Origin of the sequence: Sphingomonas oryzagri (assembly GCF_029906645.1) — a bacterium.
Lineage (GTDB): Bacteria > Pseudomonadota > Alphaproteobacteria > Sphingomonadales > Sphingomonadaceae > Solisphingomonas > Solisphingomonas oryzagri.
This window is the reverse complement of record NZ_JARYGZ010000002.1, coordinates 409,402-426,888: the sequence shown is the minus strand read 5'-3', so window position 1 is coordinate 426,888 and position 17,487 is coordinate 409,402. Positions and strand designations below refer to the sequence as shown.

The 17,487-nt window shown below is 65.8% G+C and carries 17 protein-coding genes; 6 read left to right on the top strand and 11 right to left on the bottom strand.

Translation table 11 applies throughout. From position 1 onward, the window contains the following. Window positions 1–11 precede the first annotated feature (11 nt). From QGN17_RS16155 to QGN17_RS16130, 6 genes are all read right to left on the bottom strand, one after another. On the bottom strand, window positions 12–3,254 hold the full coding sequence (locus QGN17_RS16155; protein WP_281045623.1) for an efflux RND transporter permease subunit: 3,243 nt from the start codon (window positions 3,252–3,254) through the stop codon (window positions 12–14). Between the two features lie 3 nt (window positions 3,255–3,257). Then, window positions 3,258–4,424, bottom strand: a complete 1,167-nt coding sequence (locus QGN17_RS16150) for an efflux RND transporter periplasmic adaptor subunit (protein ID WP_281045622.1) — start codon at window positions 4,422–4,424, stop codon at window positions 3,258–3,260. Window positions 4,425–4,494: 70 nt separating this feature from the next. After that, on the bottom strand, window positions 4,495–5,766 hold the full coding sequence (locus QGN17_RS16145) for a TolC family protein (protein ID WP_281045621.1): 1,272 nt from the start codon (window positions 5,764–5,766) through the stop codon (window positions 4,495–4,497). Window positions 5,767–5,828: 62 nt separating this feature from the next. Then, window positions 5,829–6,218, bottom strand: coding sequence for a hypothetical protein (locus tag QGN17_RS16140; protein WP_281045620.1), 390 nt, complete (start codon window positions 6,216–6,218; stop codon window positions 5,829–5,831). Continuing rightward, window positions 6,215–6,859 (bottom strand): cation diffusion facilitator family transporter, encoded by a 645-nt coding sequence (locus QGN17_RS16135; RefSeq protein ID WP_281045619.1) that lies wholly within the window; start codon window positions 6,857–6,859, stop codon window positions 6,215–6,217. Before QGN17_RS16135 ends, QGN17_RS16140 begins: the two co-directional genes overlap by 4 nt. A 67-nt stretch (window positions 6,860–6,926) precedes the next feature. Further along, window positions 6,927–7,331, bottom strand: coding sequence for a MerR family transcriptional regulator (locus QGN17_RS16130; protein ID WP_281045618.1), 405 nt, complete (start codon window positions 7,329–7,331; stop codon window positions 6,927–6,929). A gap of 66 nt (window positions 7,332–7,397) precedes the next feature. On the opposite strand from QGN17_RS16130, the gene QGN17_RS16125 reads away from it, so the two are divergent. After that, entirely contained in the window at window positions 7,398–7,913 is a 516-nt protein-coding gene (locus QGN17_RS16125) for a hypothetical protein (protein ID WP_281045617.1), read from the top strand. Window positions 7,914–7,958: 45 nt separating this feature from the next. After that, entirely contained in the window at window positions 7,959–8,264 is a 306-nt protein-coding gene (locus QGN17_RS16120; RefSeq protein ID WP_281045616.1) for a TFIIB-type zinc ribbon-containing protein, read from the top strand. Window positions 8,265–8,294: 30 nt separating this feature from the next. Here QGN17_RS16120 and QGN17_RS16115 read toward each other — a convergent pair whose 3' ends face one another. The 4 genes from QGN17_RS16115 to QGN17_RS16100 form a co-directional block, all read right to left on the bottom strand. Continuing rightward, the gene (locus QGN17_RS16115) at window positions 8,295–8,495 is read right to left on the bottom strand and encodes a hypothetical protein (protein WP_281045615.1); all 201 of its coding nucleotides are present in this window, start codon (window positions 8,493–8,495) and stop codon (window positions 8,295–8,297) included. Window positions 8,496–8,555: 60 nt separating this feature from the next. Further along, window positions 8,556–8,747, bottom strand: coding sequence for a DUF6961 family protein (locus tag QGN17_RS16110; RefSeq protein WP_281045614.1), 192 nt, complete (start codon window positions 8,745–8,747; stop codon window positions 8,556–8,558). Further along, complete coding sequence (locus QGN17_RS16105; RefSeq protein ID WP_281045613.1) at window positions 8,744–9,451, bottom strand: hypothetical protein; 708 nt, start codon at window positions 9,449–9,451, stop codon at window positions 8,744–8,746. The genes QGN17_RS16110 and QGN17_RS16105 overlap by 4 nt, the downstream gene beginning before the upstream one ends. Window positions 9,452–9,518: 67 nt before the next feature. Further along, window positions 9,519–10,169: an SOS response-associated peptidase gene (locus QGN17_RS16100; protein ID WP_281045612.1), complete on the bottom strand. Its 651-nt coding sequence runs from the start codon at window positions 10,167–10,169 to the stop codon at window positions 9,519–9,521. A gap of 121 nt (window positions 10,170–10,290) precedes the next feature. Between QGN17_RS16100 and QGN17_RS16095 the strand changes: the two genes are divergently transcribed. Beyond that, window positions 10,291–11,166 (top strand): hypothetical protein, encoded by an 876-nt coding sequence (locus QGN17_RS16095; RefSeq protein WP_281045611.1) that lies wholly within the window; start codon window positions 10,291–10,293, stop codon window positions 11,164–11,166. Here the strand turns inward: QGN17_RS16095 and QGN17_RS16090 are convergent. Then, a complete protein-coding gene (locus QGN17_RS16090) occupies window positions 11,163–11,822 on the bottom strand; it encodes an SOS response-associated peptidase family protein (protein WP_281045610.1) in 660 nt (219 codons plus the stop codon). The genes QGN17_RS16095 and QGN17_RS16090 overlap by 4 nt on opposite strands. Window positions 11,823–11,969: 147 nt before the next feature. Between QGN17_RS16090 and QGN17_RS16085 the strand changes: the two genes are divergently transcribed. Genes QGN17_RS16085 through QGN17_RS16075 form a run of 3 tightly spaced genes read left to right on the top strand, consistent with a single transcriptional unit; the run spans window position 11,970 to window position 17,477 of the window. After that, window positions 11,970–12,701: an ImuA family protein gene (locus QGN17_RS16085; RefSeq protein ID WP_281045609.1), complete on the top strand. Its 732-nt coding sequence runs from the start codon at window positions 11,970–11,972 to the stop codon at window positions 12,699–12,701. After that, window positions 12,622–14,175, top strand: coding sequence for a Y-family DNA polymerase (locus QGN17_RS16080; protein WP_281045608.1), 1,554 nt, complete (start codon window positions 12,622–12,624; stop codon window positions 14,173–14,175). The genes QGN17_RS16085 and QGN17_RS16080 overlap by 80 nt, the downstream gene beginning before the upstream one ends. Next, entirely contained in the window at window positions 14,172–17,477 is a 3,306-nt protein-coding gene (locus tag QGN17_RS16075) for an error-prone DNA polymerase (protein ID WP_281045607.1), read from the top strand. Before QGN17_RS16080 ends, QGN17_RS16075 begins: the two co-directional genes overlap by 4 nt. Window positions 17,478–17,487 lie beyond the last annotated feature (10 nt).

Below are 17,487 nucleotides of genomic sequence, written 5' to 3'. Positions count from 1 at the left end.
GTTCCTCTCCCTTATGCTTCGGCCGATTGGGCATCGGCCTCGCCGACATCGGGCCGGCGCGCCAAACGCTGACCCATGCCCAGCACGACCTTCGCGATTGCGGGCAGCACCAGCAGCGTCAGGATCGTCGCCGCGATCAGGCCGCCGATGACGGTGACCGCCAGCGGCTTCTGCACCTCGGCGCCGGTGCCGTGCGCGAGCGCCATCGGCACGAAGCCGATCGCCGGCACGAAGCCGGTCATGACGACGGCCCGCATCTTCTCCCGGCAACCCTCGATGATCGCTTCGCCCAGCTCGATCCCGGCATCCAGTCGCTCGCGGATCGCGGTCATCACCACGAGGCCGTTGAGCACAGCGACGCCGGCGAGACAGATGAAGCCGACGGCGGCCGAAACCGAGAAGGCGATCCCGGTCATGGCGAGCGTGAACACGCCACCGGCGAGACCGAGCGGCACGGCGAGGAAGACGGATGCGGCCCGCCCCAGGGTGCCCAGCGCCATGAACAGCAGGCCGAAGATGCCGAGGAAGCAAAGCGGCACGACGACCGACAGGCGCTTTGAGGCCGCCTGAAGGTTCTGGAATTGGCCGCCCCACTCCAGATAGTATCCGGCCGGCAGCTTGAGCTTGTCGACCTTGGTCATGGCTTCGGCGACGAACGAGCCGGCGTCACGACCCCGGATGTTCGCCTGGATGACGACGCGGCGCTTACCGTTTTCGCGGCTGATCTGGTTGAGACCGTCGGTGAATCGGAACTGCGCGACCGCCGCCAGTGGCACCGACTGGCGCTTCTGGCCCTCGACCGCCGGTAGCATCACCGGCAGCACCTTCACCGCGTCGAGATCGACACGGGTCTGGTCGGGCACGCGGACCATGATGTCGAAGCGGCGATCGCCCTCGAACAGCAGGCCGGACTCGCGACCGCCCATCGCCGCCGAGACCGTGTCCGCAACCTCTTGCACGGTGAGCCCGTAGCGGGCGATGGCGGCGCGATCGAAGCGCACGTCGAGCGTCGGCGCACCGCCGGTCTGATCGGCCTTGACGCTGGCCGCACCGGGGATGCCCTGGAGCACACGCACGATCTCGTTCGCCGATGCCGACATCTTGTCGAGGTCGTCACCATAGAGCTTGATCGCGACATCACCGCGAACGCCCGCGATCAGCTCGTTGAAGCGAAGCTGGATCGGCTGGCTGACCTCGTAGAGGTTGCCGAGCTGGCCGCTGGTCACCTTGTCGAGCTTCTCCAGGAACTGTGCCTTGGTCTCACCCTTCGGCCATTCGTCCTGCGGCTTCAGGATCACGAAGCCATCCGAGATGTTTGGCGGCATCGGGTCAGTCGCCACCTCGGCGGTGCCGGTCTTCGAGAAGGCCGTCTCCACCTCGGGTAGCGTCTTCACCGCCGCCTCGACCTTGCGCTGCATCAGCAGCGATTGTTCGAGCGAGGTGGAGGGCACGCGGGTCGAGGCCAGCGCGATGTTCTTCTCGTCGAGCTGGGGGATGAACTCCTGTCCCAGCAGGCCGAACGCCGGCACGCAGGCGAGGAAGAAGGCGACGCCCGCGATGATGAAGGGCCAGGGCTTTGCGACCGCCTTGCCGAGCAGCGGCAAATAGCGATCCTTGGTCTTGGCGATGAGCCAGACTTCCTTTTCCGACACCTTGCCCCGGATCAGGATCGCGACGAGCGCCGGAACCAGCGTGATCGCGAGGATGAACGCTGCGACCAGGGCGAGCATGATGGTGATCGCCATCGGCGAGAAGGTTTTGCCTTCGACGCCGGTGAAGGTGAGCAAAGGCGCAAAGGCGAGCAGGATGATGGCTTGCCCGAACACGGTCGGGCGGATCATCTCCTGAGACGCCTTCATCGTCTCCTCCAGCCGCTCACGGAGCGACAGCAAGCGGCCTTCGCGTTCCTGCCGATGCGCAAGCCGTGCGAGGCAGTTCTCGATGATGATAACGGCACCATCGACGATCAGGCCAAAGTCGAGCGCGCCCAGGCTCATCAGATTTCCGGGAACGCCGAAGACGTTCATTCCGGTCGCCATCATCAGGAAGGAGAAGGGGATCACGAGCACGGCGATGATCGCCGCGCGCCAGTTGCCGAGCAGGACGAAGAGCGAGATCGCCACCAGGATGGCGCCCTCGGTCAGGTTCCGTTCCACCGTGCCGACGGTCGCCGACACGAGCTTGGCGCGATCGAGCACCACCTCGACCTCGACGCCGGGCGGCAGGGTCTTGGCGATCTGCTGGAGCTTGTCGCCGGCCGCCTTGGCAACGACGCGGCTATTCTCGCCGATGAGCATCAGCGTGGTGCCGATGACGGCCTCGCTGCCGTTCATGCTGCCGGCGCCGGTGCGCAGGTCACCACCAATCTTGACGTTGGCGACGGCGCCGACCGTGATCGGCACACCGCCGCGCGTCGCTACGACGGCATTGGTGATCTGCTCGACGGACCGGATGCGGGCATCGCCACGGACCAGATAGGCGTCGCCGCCCCGGTTGAAGTAGTTGGCGCCGACCGAAAGGTTCGCCGCCTCCAGCGCCTGTCCAAGCTCGGAATAGGAGATGCCGTAGTTGGTGAGCTTCGCCGGATCGGGCTCGACCACGAACGTCTTGGCATAGCCGCCGATCGAATCGACGCCGGCGACGCCGGGGACGTTGCGGAGCTGTGGCCGAATGATCCAGTCCTGCACGGTGCGCAGATAGCCCGATTGGGCGACCTCCCCGACCAGCCGGTCACCTTCGGGCGTCAGGAAGCTGCCGTCGGTCTGCCAGCCGGGTTGGCCGTCGACCTTCTTCGCGCCCTTGCCCTCCGGGTTCACGTAGTTGACCGTATACATCAGGATCTCGCCGAGACCCGTCGTCACCGGCCCGATCTGCGGCTGAACCCCGCTCGGCAGCGTCTCCTGCGCGGCGGTGAGCCGCTCGCCGACCTGCTGGCGGGCGAAGTAGAGATCGGTCTTGTCTGAGAAGATCGCGGTCACCTGGCTGAAGCCGTTGCGCGACAGCGACCTCGTGGTTTGCAGGCCGGGGATGCCGGCGAGCGCCGTCTCGACTGGATAGGTGACCAGCTTCTCCATCTCGACGGGCGAGAGGCCTTTGCTGACCGTGTTGATCTGGACCTGCTTGTTGGTGATGTCGGGAACGGCATCGATCGGCAGCTTGGTGAGCTGCCAGACGCCGAGACCGCCGACGGCAAGGAAGATGAAGAGGATTGCCCATCTCGCGCGCACGGAGAGGGCCATGAGCTTCGCGATCATGGCTTATTCCTCCTCGCCCGCGCCCTTGCCGAGTTCGGCCTTGAGCAGGAATGCCTGGGCCGTCGCGACGGTCTGGCCGGGCTGCAGGCCCTTCACGATCTCGACGCGGCCGGCGCTGCGCTGGCCGATGGTCACGAAGGCAGCCTTGAAGCCCTGTGCGGTCCGCACGAACACGGCGTCCTTGCCCTCGACGGTCTGGAGCGCGTCCTCGGGCACGACGATGGCGTTGGTCGCCTCGCCTTTGCTGGGGCTGATCCGCACGCGCACGCCGAGGCCCGGCTGCAGCGTTCCACCCGTCACATCGAGTACGGCGGTCGCCTGCCTGGTCTCGGAGTTGAGCGCCGGCGTGACCGATCGAACCTTCGCCTCGACGGTGCCGCCTTCCGGCAGCTCGATGACGGCGCGATCGCCCGAAACGATGCGCTGGGCATCGCCCGGCAGGATCGCGGCCTCGATCTGGATTTGCTTGGGGTCGGCGACGCGGAACAGCTCGGTCTCCGGCTGAACGAAAGAGCCGAGATTGGCCGTCTGCGCCGTCACGCGCCCACTGATCGGGCTGGCGACCACCACGCCACTGCCATCGGCGGTGACATTCGCGGCACCAGCGGCGACACGAGCGCGGCGCGCCTCCGCTGCGGCTGCGGCAGCCTCGGCCTGCGCGGAATCATAGTCGACCCGCGCAGACACCTTCTGATCGTAGAGGTAACGCTCGCGCGCGAGGTTCTTGTTGGCGAGCACCGCCTTGGCGGCTGCGGCCGAGCGATCGGCCGCGATCTGCGCGGCATCTCGACTGACGACGATCGCCAGCGGCTCGCCCGCGCGGACGGGATCGCCGAGGCGCTTGAACACGCGCGTCACCGCCCCGCCCGCGCGTGCGGTGACGATGGCCTGTCCGGTTGGCGAGGCGGTGACTGAAGCCTGGGCAACGATCTCCGAGCCGAGACCCCCTTGCGCGATCGTCTCGGTCGAAATCCCGGCCTCCTTGATAGCCTGTGCAGTCATCAAGACCGTGTCGGCCGGCGCAGTAGGCTTTTCGTCTCCGCCCTTCGCTTCGGTCGCCTGGGTGGTAGTGGCTGGAGTTGAGGTGCAACGGGCGACGCTGAAGCCGCCAAGCGCTGCGACCAGCACGGCAGCGGCAACGCCGCCGAGCAGACGCTTGTCTTCGATCATGAGAAGCTCCGGATATGAGGGACGAGCGGCATCGCGCGAAGGCGCGGCGCATCGGCGAGAAGGGCGGGCGTCATGGTGCGACGTCCGAAGGGGTGGAGGTCAGCCGCGCGAGCCGAGCCTCAGCGTCGTGATAGGCCGAGAGCGCGTCGGTGTACCCGGCGCGGGTCTCGGCGAGCGACTGTTCGGCCTGTAGCAGGTCGAGCTGGCTGAACTTGCCCTGGGCATAACCGATCCGGGCGATGCGGGCCGCCTCGGCCGCCGCGGTCAGAGCCGGTCCCCCTGCCGCCCGTGCCGAGGCAGCCGCGCTCTGGAGGTCGGCCTGGGCGCCGGCAATGTCCTGCTCGACGTTGAGATTGGCGAGACGCCGTTCCGCGTCGGCCTGGTCGCGCTGAGCTTGCGCCTGACGCTCCGCCGCCGCGCCGTTGTTGAACAGCGGGAAGGGGATGGAGAGACCGACGACCGCCGCCGTGTCGTTGGTGGCGGCGAGGCGCCGCGCGCTGGCGCTGATCGTCACGTCCGGCACCCGCTGGGACCGGGCAAGCCGGACCTGGGCCGATGCCGTATCCACGTCGGCCCGAGCTGCCGCGAGCGCGAGCGTGCCGTCCGCTCTCACCGGCATCTGTGGCCCGTAGGCGCCCTCGCGCACACTGCGAAACCAGCCGAGGTCGAGAGCGCCGTCGATCGGCTTGCCGATCAACCGGACTAGATTGCCCCGCGCGACATCGAGCGCAAGGCGGGCCTTCTGTTCGGCAACGCCGGCATTGACGCGCAGCACATCGGCGCGCTGCTCGTCGATCGGCGCCCCAGCACCGGCCGTCACCCGCGTTCGGGCCGCCTTGAGAGCGTTCTCGGCAATAGCGGTCTGGTCGCGAGCTATGACGAGGCGCTGCTCTGCTGCAGCGGCTTCGACATAGGCTTGGGTGACGCGAAGGCGAAGGTCCGCCATCGCGATCGCCGAGTTGATGTCGGCGCGGTTCCGCTGCGAGTTGGCGACCCCGATGCGGGCCGAGCGCTTGCCGCCCAGCTCGATCGGAAGCGCCACCCCGGCGGTCGTCTCGGCGCTGCGTGCGCCGCGATACTGGCCGGTGCCAACGAGATTCTCGCTCTCGACGACGATCGACGGATTCGGCCGCAAACCCGCGACGGTTCGGGCCTCCTGCGCGGCGCGCACGCCAGCCGCCGCACTATCGAGGGACGGCGAGACGGTGCCCGCAAGGGCGAGCGCCTGATTGAGGGTAACGACATTCTCGGTAGTCGCCGCTGGCTGAGACGCCAACGACTGCGCCTGCGCTATCGAAGCGCATGACGCCACGGCCATAAGGGCCGCGAGGACACGATGCATGGAAGACTCCTGACGAAATCCAGGGAAGTCCGTCGCAGGCTGGCGACGGATTCAGGGGATCGTCAGGCGATGGGAGGCCGGTTCTCGGGCGTGGATCTCACCGGAGCGACCTTGTCGTTCGCCGCCGGCATGAGGGTAACCTTCACGACGCAGGCCACAGGAGACGCATAATCGCGCGCAGGCTCACCGATCTGATGGCCGTGGCATCCAGCATGATGATGGGGATAGCCCTTGTCGCTATCGGCAGGCACCTGATCGGCGTCGCCTGGCGTATGACCCATCGCAAAGGCGACGCTGTTGTCCATGCTCACCGCCGGCTCCATCGCGTGCGCCACCGTGCCGTAAGCAAGGTTCACAGCGAGGAACAGGGATAGAAAGATGGCGAGCAGGCGCTTCACGGTACGCTGCTTAGCACGGCTTTGGTTACCGAAGAAGGAAAGTGCTGCGCTCATCGAAGCACGACTTTAGTCGAGCGGCTCTCGTGCCGCCAGACGGGCCAAGCCGATCGAAGGACACGCACCGCCGAGCGCACGAAAAGGGCTGCGATCGCGAGCCCGACCACAATATCGGGCCAGGGCGAGTTGGTGAACGCGATCAGACCGCCCGCCACGAAGACGCCCAGATTGGCAACAACGTCGTTGCGCGAGCATTCAAAGGTGCTCGACATGTTCACGTTGGTGTTGCGGAAGCGCCAGAGCAGAGCGAGGCACGCAAGATTGACGGCGAGCGCGATGCCGCTGAAGGCGAGCATGATCGTGCTCGACGGAGCGCCGCCGGTGCTGATCTTCAGCAGGCTCTGCGCGATGATGACAATCCCGAAGGCGAGGATCAGGCCGCCCTTGGCGAGAGCTGCGCCCGCCTCCCAGCGGGAGCCGCGAGCAATCGCATAGAGACTCAGGGCATAGACGATGGCGTCACCGAGCATATCGACCGAGTCGGCCATCAATGCTGTCGATTGAGCCACCAGTCCTGCACCGAACTCCGCCACGAACATGGCGAGGTTCAAGATCATGACGACGATGAGGACGCGACGCTGCTCACTCTGGGCGAGCGTATTCAGCGCCTCGCTTTTCCGTGAACAGCAATCGTCCATAGCGGTCTCTCCCGACTCGACGTTGCAAGCTCTATGGACCCTGAAGCCACTTCAGGGTCAAGCGTCGTCAAGCCGCAAGATCAGGCGCCGGCGCCAGTGCTTCGATGATGCGGCATTCGGCGATCGAGGCACCGTCGCAATCGCTGAGCTTGCGCGCGAGCTGGTCACGGAGCGCCATCAGATCTCGCACCTTCTTGTCGATCTCCTTGATGTGCTCGGCAGCAAGGGCGTCGACGTCCGCGCACGGCGCCTCGCGATCGTCGGCAAGGGCAAGCAGCTTCCGCACTTCGTCGAGCGTGAAGCCGAGATCGCGGGAGCGCCGGATGAAGGACAGTCGGTTGAGATGCGATGTCTCGTAAACGCGGTAATTGCTGTGCGTGCGACCGGGAGGCGGGATGAGACCTTCCTTCTCATAGAAGCGGATGGTCTCGACCCGTGTGCTGGTCAGCCTCGAAAGATCGCCGATCTTCATGCTTGACCCTATAGTAGCTTCAGGGTTCATAGTCCATGCCATGCAGTCAATGAGAGGACGGCTTGGATGGTCCTGAAATCCAGCATCGACGCCACCTTAAGCGCGGGATCTGGCAATTCGCGCAATCCACGGCCGCGCAGAAGCGTGGAAGGACAGGATATGATGAAGCGTATCGCGTGCATCGGGCTTGCGCTGGTCGCGCCCGCCTGGGCGACATCGGCAAGCGCAGCGCCTCAATGCCGGCTACCGAGCGGTCCGGGCTGGCAGTCCGGCGTGCAGGGGCTGCCTGCGACCCATCCGATCTATTTCGTCGAACCCGAAGCCGACGGCGCCAAATGGAGCGGCGTGCATCGGAGCTGGGCCGACACCGAACATACCCTGGCCGATCTCGGACAGGGCAAGCCTCGCGCATCGGTGGTGCTTCTGCGATCGCCAGGCATGAACTGCGATGCTGCGAAGCGGCTCCAGCGCGCGATCGCCAAAGACGCGCGGTGCGGGTCGACGACGAGCTGCGCCTTGGCGACCCGCGCCGATCTTCAGAAGCTCCCGAAGTCGCAGCGGCTTCCCCACGGCCTCGACTGATCGTCGAGCGGAACTGAACTAGACCAGAATGGAAGGAGAAGGATGATGACCGACGAAACCAGGAAAGGCGGCATGTTGTGCCCGCACTGTCAGGTCGACCTCGTGATGAGCGAACGGCAGGGGATCGAAATCGACTATTGCCCGCAATGCCGGGGCGTTTGGCTTGATCGGGGTGAACTCGACAAGATCATCGAGCGCAGCATGGCCGATCAGCCCGCATCCGCTCCCACGTCGCAGGGCTTCGGCGGCGACTTCTTCGGCGGTCATGGTAGCCGGGAAGAACATGGCGGTGGTCATGGTGGCGGCCATCGCGGCAAGCGCCGGGGCTTCCTCCACAGCCTGTTCGATTGAGGACGCGCGGCCGGGTTTCGGCAGCGACAATCAGGGTATCGCCAGCTCGCGCTTTCGCATCTCGGCCACGGCCATCGTGTCGAGGGGCGACCCCGGATCGCCTGCGAAGATGTCATGCAGATCGAGCAAATCCTCAGCGCCGAGCCGGGCGATCGAGGCCTCGATGCTGCTGACGGTTTTAAGCGCACGCGCGCCGCGATCGGCCCGCCATTTGGACTTCGGTCTTTGCATGGCGACGCCCTACAGCGGGCGGGCGGCTGTTTCTAGAGCGAGGGGCGCGCGGCCAAGGCGTCAGTGCCTCTCGCCGTCATCCTGATGAAGCAAGTCATATCGGGTTGCGATGCCAATCCAGCGTTGCACGCCAGCTTCGTCGCCGGCGAGGGCCAGCTCTTGCACGCGCGACGCGATGATGTCCGGCGCTGCATCGCCGTGCTGCCGTTCGATCTGCAGCGCCTCGGCCCAGCGCTGATGTTCGGGATTCATGGATTCGCAGCTTCGCGATCGGGAAGCGAGAAGCCGATCGTGGCATCCGCGCCGAGATAGGCCTTGGTGATCGGCTCATACTGTTCGGCGACCTTCGTGGCGAAGTCCGCCGTCTCGGTAAGAAGCTTGCGCATTGGACGGGCGAACTGCTCCAGCTCGTCGATCTTGACGCGGAAGTAGTTGGCGTCGCTCGGCGTCAGATGGAGGCGGGTGGTGCTGACGAGGTTGATGTCGCGGCTCGTCACGCCTCGTTTTGCCGCCTCATAGTGCAGCTCGGTCTTGAGCCGGCCGAACTGGTCCAGATTGGTCAGGACGGCGCTGTAACGCCGAGATAGCAGCACGAGGTCATCGACATAGTCGGCACGCTTCGCGGCGATGAACACTTCCAGCTCGTCGGCTGCGAAGGTGATGGCGGGGTCGCGATCCAGTCCTGGGAAGATCGACAGGCGGTCGGCAATTCCCATGTCACCGTTGCCGTCTGTGTCGGCCTTGGCGATCATCTGCTCGACCTGCTGATGATAGGTCAGGATCGTATTCACGAGGATGGTGAGTTTGACGAAGCCGAGCCGCGCGGCTCTCGCCTCTGAATCGCGTCGCGCCTTCTCGTCCCGCGCGAGTAATTCCTTGGTTCCGCGCCGGGCGAGATGGCTCGCCGGTATGTAGCCGCAGGCGACCGCCAAGAGCGTGGTGCCGACCGGAAGCACGTAGTCCTTCCAGATATTGGCCTGCTCGGCGGCGGTCGCGACGGTGATGTGAAGGTTGGTCAAGGCGTCAGAGTGCCAGGGTCGCTTGGGCCTCGGCAGCCTTGCTTGTCCGCGACCACAGCTCCGTCGTCCGGGTGATCTCGATCAGCTCGTCAGGGAATACCCGCTCCTGAAAGGCCAGAGCCTCGTCGAAGCTGCCGTGGAGCCACTGCTCGTATTCGTGCGGCATGAGCAGCACCGGCATCCGGTCATGGACCGGGGCGATCGCTGCGTTGGCGTTGGTCATGACGCCGGAATAGACCGGGCCCCATTCATCGCTCGGCCGCCAGAGGCCTGCCCACGCAAAGATGGGCTGATCCTTGAGCGTGAACCACGTCCGGGTCATCGCGCCCTTGGGACCTTCGGCCTCGGCAAAGGCGGTGAGAGGGATGAGGCAGCGCCATTGCGTCTTGCGCGCGAAGCCGATCCACATTGATTTGCGGATGTCCGCGCAGTTGTTGATCGCCTTCGGTTTCGAATCGGGCTTCATGAACTTCAGCCGCACAGGCCAGCCCCATGACATCGATTGGAGAACGCGCCGACCCTCCTCCTCGCGCACCACCAGGCCAGGTGCGCCGGGATAGACCTCCTCGCCGGCATTGGTGTCCATCGGATCGTCGACGCCGAAATGGGCGGCGACTTCGGCGGTGCTTTTGCGCTCGGTGTAGAGATTACACATGGGCGAAAGCTAACATGGCGGCATCACCTCGCCGAGTCCCCGATGCGGCCGCTCTGGTTGACGGGGGGCGGCAAGCCATCACAACGGCGCCATGCCTGTCTGGTCTCCGTTCGGTGGCAAATTGGCCGCCCCGCCCAAGCCGTTCGATCCGCGTTGGTCGCCCCTCGATCGCGTCCAGCACGTCACGCACGTCACACTGGCCCGCCGGATCATCGAGGATGTTACAATCGCTCCCGGCCTTGTCGGAGAGGGCTGCCTCGCCACGACCCGGCGCAGGGTGGTCTGGGTTAGTCCGAACACTTGGGGGGACGGCGCACGCTATGGAAGCGTCGAGTTCGCCTTCGATTGGCTGCCGCTGATAGGCACTCGTTCGTTGATGTGGGTCGAACCGATCAAGTACGGACTTCAGACCGCGCGCTTCCTGTTGACGGACAAGCCCGCAGACTGGTCGGCTCTCGGCTTGGTCCCATATGATCCGGCGGTCGATGACGGCCCGCTCCAGACCGTCGCCGGCGATTGGTATCGACGCCGAGACATCGTGGTCGAGGTCATGATCGACGGCGACATTCCGCTGAGCGGCTGCCTGGAGCTGGGGTTCGTCAAGCATCACCCTTCCTTTTGCAGCCTCAATCGATCGAACTGCGTCGAGGCATCAACCACGCCGCGCACGCCGGCCCGTATCCTCGGATACATCATCGGCGCCGGACTGCATGGCGCCGACCACGCTCTCGCGTCGGGCAACGATCCGATCGGAGGTCTCAACCAGAGCTTTTCCGATTTGTGGTTCAGTCTGGGCGGCAAGAACTGCAAGGGCACGATGGCGGCGATGACCGAGGCCAAGATCGTCGCTCGATCCGCCGCCCTGTTCGCCGGCGAGGGACGGTTCGCCGAAGCGAAACAGGTGTTCCATCTCATCAAGGGGGAGGGTCTCGCGCTCGATGCTTTGCGCGAGGTGATCCGCGATCATTTCGGTCGTCCGGCGCTCAAGCTCGACTAGAGCAGCGCGAATTGCCACTCCGTCGCGGGCGGGGCGGCGCCGCTGTTCCAGAGGTCTTCGGTATAGTCCACCTTCATGCGCTCGGCGTCGAAGGGGAGGCGTCTCTGAAACCAGATGACGTCCTTGATCGAGCAGGTCAGCCAGCGATCATATTCGTGCCGATCGAGCAGCGCGGGCATCCGGTCGTTGGTCGGCGGGATCGCGGTGTTCGCATCCATCGTCATGCCGGCATAGACGGGTCCGAAGTCCGGAAGCGTCCGGCAGAACCCTGCCCATGCCAGGATGGGCTCGCCACGCACCGAGAACCATGCGCGGGTCTTCATGCGCGGCACCCCGAGCGGGTTGGCGAAGTGGGTAAGGACGATCAGGCAGCGATAGCGTGGGTCGACGACGAGCTTGCTCCACATCGGGTTGGTCAGATCGGCGACCATGCCGACGCGACCGGGCGGCTCATCGCGCGCCCTGCTTTCCTCAGTGGAACGCGGAAAGCCCCAATCCATCGACCGCAAGAAGCGACGGCCCTCCCTTTCGATGATGACGAGTCCGGGGAGCCCTTCCTTGGTCTCATCAGGCACGATCAGGTCGGACGGGGCTTCGGCGTCGAAATGCCGCGCGATGTCGGCAACGCTCGCGCGAACCGTGTGCAGCCTCGACATCGTGCAAACCTCTCGCTGAGACTCGACCGGCGCCCAATCTAACATAGAACAAAATTAGAACAAATAGACGCGCGGCCGGCTTGACTCCCGCCCCCATCGAGGAGAACAAAGGAGGAACGATTCACACTGATCCGAGTCTTGGGACGAATGAGGCATGAGGCCGTCATCGAGGAACTGCGCGCGCGCGTCGCCGGCATCGAGCATGTCGGACCGCGTCACGATGCGCTGCCCTTCGGTATCGCGGATATCGACGATTATCTGCCGGGCGCGGGATTGGCGACGGGCGCTTTGCATGAGATCGCCGGCAGCCGCGCGCTGTGCGACGAAGCGGCCGCTACGATCTTCCTTGCCGGCGTCCTTGCCCGGCTGGACGGCCCGGTCTTCTGGTGCCTGCGCTGGCGCGACCTGTTCGCTCCGGCGCTCGATCTCGTCGGACTTCATCCCGACCGTGTGATCTGGGTCGAGGCGGGCAGCGATACCAATGTGCTCATCGCGATGGAGGAGTGCTTGCGCCAGCCGGGGCTGGCGGGCGTCGTCGGCGAGATCGGCAAGATCGGCACGACAGCCTCCAAGCGTCTCCAGCTTGCGGCGGAGTCGTCCGGGGTGACTGCGTTTGTGCTTCGCCGTGCATCGGACCCCGCCGTGCAGGGGCAAGGATCGGCCGCCTTCACCCGCTGGCGCGTGCAGGCGGCGCCGAGCGAACGGCTCGACATCCCGGCGCTGGCGCGGGCGCGGTGGAGGGTGGCTCTCGAACGCGCGCGTGGGCGTGAGCCGCGAACTTGGTTGCTGGAGGCCTGCGATGCGCAGGGTCGTCTCGCTCTACCTGCCCGCCTGGTCGACCGACCGGCTGCGCAGGAAGAGCGGCGCATCGCCGTCTGAGGCGGCGCTCCCCGACCGCACCCTGCCGCTCGTCACGGCGCATCCCGATCATGGCCGCAAGGTGCTGGCCGCGGTCGATGCGGCCGCGCGTGCGCTTGGCCTTCGGCCAGGGATGACCGTCACCAAGGCCCGCTCGCTCGTTCCCGATCTTGCGGTCGTCGATGCCGATCGCCAGGACGATCTCGACGGCCTCAAGCGGCTGGCTCTCTGGGCTGGGCGGCATTTCTCGCCGTTCGTTGCGCCCGATCCGCCCGATGGCATCTGGCTCGACATCACGGGCTGTCAAAGCCTGTTCGATGGCGAGGTGCCGCTCCTGAAGCGGCTTCATCGCCGTGTCGCTGCGGCCGGCCTGACGGTCCAGCTTGCCGTTGCCGATACGCCAGGCTGCGCGCACGCGGTCGCGCGCCACGTTCCCGCCGGCCGGCCCATCGTGATCGATCCCGGCGACCAGCGCCGGGCGATGGCGCTGCTGCCGATCGCATCGCTGAGGCTCGACGCTGGGATCGTCGAGGGCTTGCGAAAGCTCGGTTTCGAGAGGGTTGAGCAGTTGCTCGACCAACCCCGTGGTCCGCTCGCCAAGCGGTTCGGCCGCTCGCTCTATGCCCGTCTCGATCAGGCGCTGGGCATGGCGCGCGAGCCGATCGAACCGATCTTCCCTAACGAGGTGCCGCGAGCGCGGCGCAGCCTTCTCGAACCGATCGGCACCGCCGATGCGTTCGCGCAGGTGATCGGGGATCTCGCTGACGATCTCGCGCGCGAGCTGACCCGCATCGGACATGGCGCGCGCCGGCTCGATCTCTACTTTCACCGTGTCGACGGGCAGGTCGAAGCACGCCGCGTCGGGACCGCACGCCCAACCCGCGACGCTGGTCACATCGTCAAGCTCCTAGCCCCGAAGATCGAGACGATCGATCCAGGCCTGGGCGTCGAAGCGATGATGCTCGTCGCCTCGCTCACCGATCGGCTCGGTGCGAGCCAGCGTGATCTAGCCCGCGACGGGCGCCGCGAGCCCGATCTCGGCGCCGTGGTCGACGCGCTGGCAAACCGCTTCGGCCATCACAGCCTCTATCGTGTCTCCCCGCGTGCGGCGGCGGCGCCTGAGCGGACGATCGAGCTGGTGCCGGCGCTGGCAGCCGCGCAGGGTCGGCGCTGGGCGGACGATTTGCCGCGTCCCGGCCGCTTGATCGAACCGCCGGAGCCGATCGACGTGATCGCGATGCTGCCCGATAATCCACCCCGCATGTTCGTCTGGCGGCGCCAACGTCATGCTGTCGTCCAAGGGGAGGGGCCTGAGCGCCTGCATGGCGAATGGTGGCTCGATAGCGGCGTGGAAGCGCGGCTTCCCTACAGCACGCGGGACTATTTCCAGGTCGAGGTCGAGGGCGGCGGTCGCTACTGGCTGTTTCGTCTCGGTGATGGTGAGCGCGCGGCCACCGGCCCGATGCGCTGGTTCATCCACGGCGCCTTCGCATGACGGGCTATGCCGAGCTTCAGGTCACGACGCACTTCAGCTTCCTGCGTGGAGCGTCGTCTTGCGAAGAGCTGTTTGCCGCCGCCGCGATGCTGGAGCTGCCGGCTCTCGGCATCGCCGACCGCAATTCGGTCGCCGGCGTCGTGCGGGCGTGGGACGCGGAGAAGACGACAGGGGTTCGGGCGATCCCAGGATGCCGCCTCGATCTGGCCGACGGCACTGGCCTCCTCGTCTATCCGGCCGATCGAGCGGCTTATGGCCGCCTCTGCCGCCTGCTGACGGTCGGCAAGGAGAGGGCAGGAAAGGCAGCCTGCCACCTCGATTGGACCGATGTGGAGGAATGGCATGAGGGGCTGATCGGCATCCTTCTGCCGGATCGGCCCGATGTCGTAACGCAGACCGCGCTTTCCCACGCCGCTCGCATCTTCGGCGATCGCTCCTATTGCGCCCTGACCATTCGTAGGCGTCCGGGCGATGCGGTGCGCTTGCGCGATCTGAGCGCAATGGCAGCACGAGCGCGGGTGGCGACGGTCGCGACGGGCGATGTCCTCTATCACGCGCCCGACCGCCGCCTCTTGCAGGACGTCGTGACCTGCATCCGGGAAGGGTGCACGATCGACGAGCTGGGCGATCGACGCGAGCGTTTCGCCGATCGCCATCTGAAGGACGCGGCGGAGATGGAGCGGCTGTTTGGCCGCCTCCTGGGCGACACGCGCCCGGTTGCGCGGAGCGTCGAGATTCTGGACCGCTGCACCTTCGGCATAGGCGAGCTTCGATATCAGTATCCCGACGAAATCCAGACGCCCGGCCGCACGCCACAAGAGGAGCTGGAACGGCTGACGTGGGAAAAGGCGCCGGAGCGCTATCCCGACGGCATCGAAGGCCGGGTGCGCGCGCAGCTCACGCATGAACTGAAGCTCATCGCTGAGCTGGACTATGCGCCCTATTTCCTGACGGTCCATTCGATCGTGCGGTTCGCGCGGTCGAGGGGCATCCTGTGCCAAGGGCGTGGATCGGCGGCGAATAGCGCGGTCTGCTACTGCCTCGGCATCACCTCGATCGATCCGGTCAAATCGGAATTGCTGTTCGAGCGGTTCGTCTCTGCCGAACGACGCGAACCACCCGATATCGATGTGGATTTCGAGCATCAGCGCCGCGAGGAAGTGATTCAGTGGATTTATGAGACGTATGGCCGACGCAATGCCGCCATCGTCTCGACCGTGCAGCGTTTCCGGGCGCGTGGCGCGATCCGCGATGTCGGCAAGGCGCTCGGACTGAGCGAGGACATGACCGCCGGGCTTGCCTCGCAGGTGTGGGGATGGTCGCGCGAGGGTGTCGAGGAGAAGCACGCCGAGGAGTTGAACCTCGATCTGGGCGATCGTCGGCTGGCGCTGACGCTGGAGCTGGCACGCCTGCTGCTCAACACGCCTCGCCACCTCTCGCAGCATCCGGGCGGCTTCGTGCTGACGCGGGATCGGCTGGACGAAATGGTGCCGATCGAACCGGCGGCGATGGAAGACCGTCAGGTGATTGAGTGGGACAAGGACGATATCGACCTGCTCGGCTTCATGAAGGTCGATGTGCTGGCGCTGGGGATGCTGTCCTGTATGCGCCGGTCGTTCGAGCTGCTGGCGGAGGCCAAGGGGATTGCGCTCGATCTCGCCACCATCCCCGACGAAGATCCCGCGACCTATCGGATGATCCGCAAAGCCGACACCCTCGGCGTTTTCCAGATCGAATCCCGCGCACAGATGGCGATGCTGCCAAGGACGAAGCCCAAGACCTTCTACGATCTCGTGGTGCAGGTCGCGATCGTTCGGCCGGGTCCGATCCAGGGCGACATGGTCCATCCCTATTTGCGCCGTCGTGACGGGCTGGAGCCTGTTTCCTATCCACGCCCCGAGCTGGAGCGGGTGCTCAAGAAGACGCTCGGCGTCCCGCTTTTTCAAGAGCAGGCGATGCGCGTCGCAATCGAGTGCGCCGGCTTCACGCCATCGGAGGCCGACCTGTTGCGGCGCGCTATGGCGACGTTCAAGCTGACGGGCGGAGTCTCGCATTTCCGCGACAAGCTGATCGACGGCATGGTGGCGCGGGGCTACGAGCAGGCTTTCGCCGAGCAGACCTTCAAGCAGATTGAGGGTTTCGGCAGTTACGGATTTCCGGAAAGCCACGCCGCCTCATTTGCGCTGATCGCCTATGCGTCAAGCTGGATGAAGTGCCATCATCCCGACGTGTTCTGCGCGGCCCTCCTGAACTCGCTGCCGATGGGGTTCTACGCGCCCGCCCAGATCGTCCGCGATGCGCGCGAGCATGGCGTCGAAGTCCGGTCGGTCGATGTGAACCATAGCCATTGGGAATGTTCGCTGGAGGGGTCGGACGGGCGCTATCAGGCCGTGCGTCTCGGGCTGAACAGAGTGACCGGCCTCGAGACGGAGGAAGCGGAGCGCATCGTCGCGGCGCGAGGGATCATCCCTTATCGCAGCGTCGAGGAGGTCCAGCGCCGTGCCGGCGTCGGGGCCGGCGCGCTCAACAGGATCGGCGAGGCCGATGGACTCGGATCACTCGATCACAGCCGGCGCTCCGGCCTGTGGTCGGTGAAGGGCCTGGCCAACGCGGCATTGCCGCTCTTCGCTGCGGCCGATGCCCGCGAACAGCAATTCCGTGACGAGGCGATCGAGCCGACCGTGACGCTGACCCCGATGAGCGAGGGGGCCGAAGTGGTCGAGGACTATCGCAGCCTCGGCCTCTCGCTGCGCGCGCATCCCGTCTCCTTCCTGCGAGAAGAGCTGGCACGGCGAAAGGTTCGCCCCTGTTCGGCGATCAGGGAGTTGAAGGATGGGCGCGGCATCGACATCGCCGGCCTGGTGTTGGTCCGCCAGAAGCCCGGTAGCGCCAAGGGTGTCATGTTCATCACGCTGGAGGATGAAAGCGGGGTCGCCAATCTCGTCGTTTGGCCCGACCTGTTCGAGAAGCATCGCCGGGTGGTGCTCGGTGCCATGATGATGGGCGTGCGGGGTCGGGTGCAGCGCGAGGGCGACGTCATCCATGTGATCGCGCAGCGGCTCGACGATCTGTCGCCCCTGCTCGGCACGATTGCCCAGCGGGGCGATACGCGCAATCTCTACCCGGTCTCGCGCGCCGATGTCGTGAAAAGCCCGATGGCGTCTGACCCGCGCGATCCGGGCCAACGGCCGCTCGGCCGAAACCCGCGCGACATCTACATTCCTGATCTCCGTATCGGGTCGGGCATCATTCCCGGCCAACCTACGGAGGGTATCAAGCTCAAGCCGAGGGACTTCCGGTAACGATCGCAGA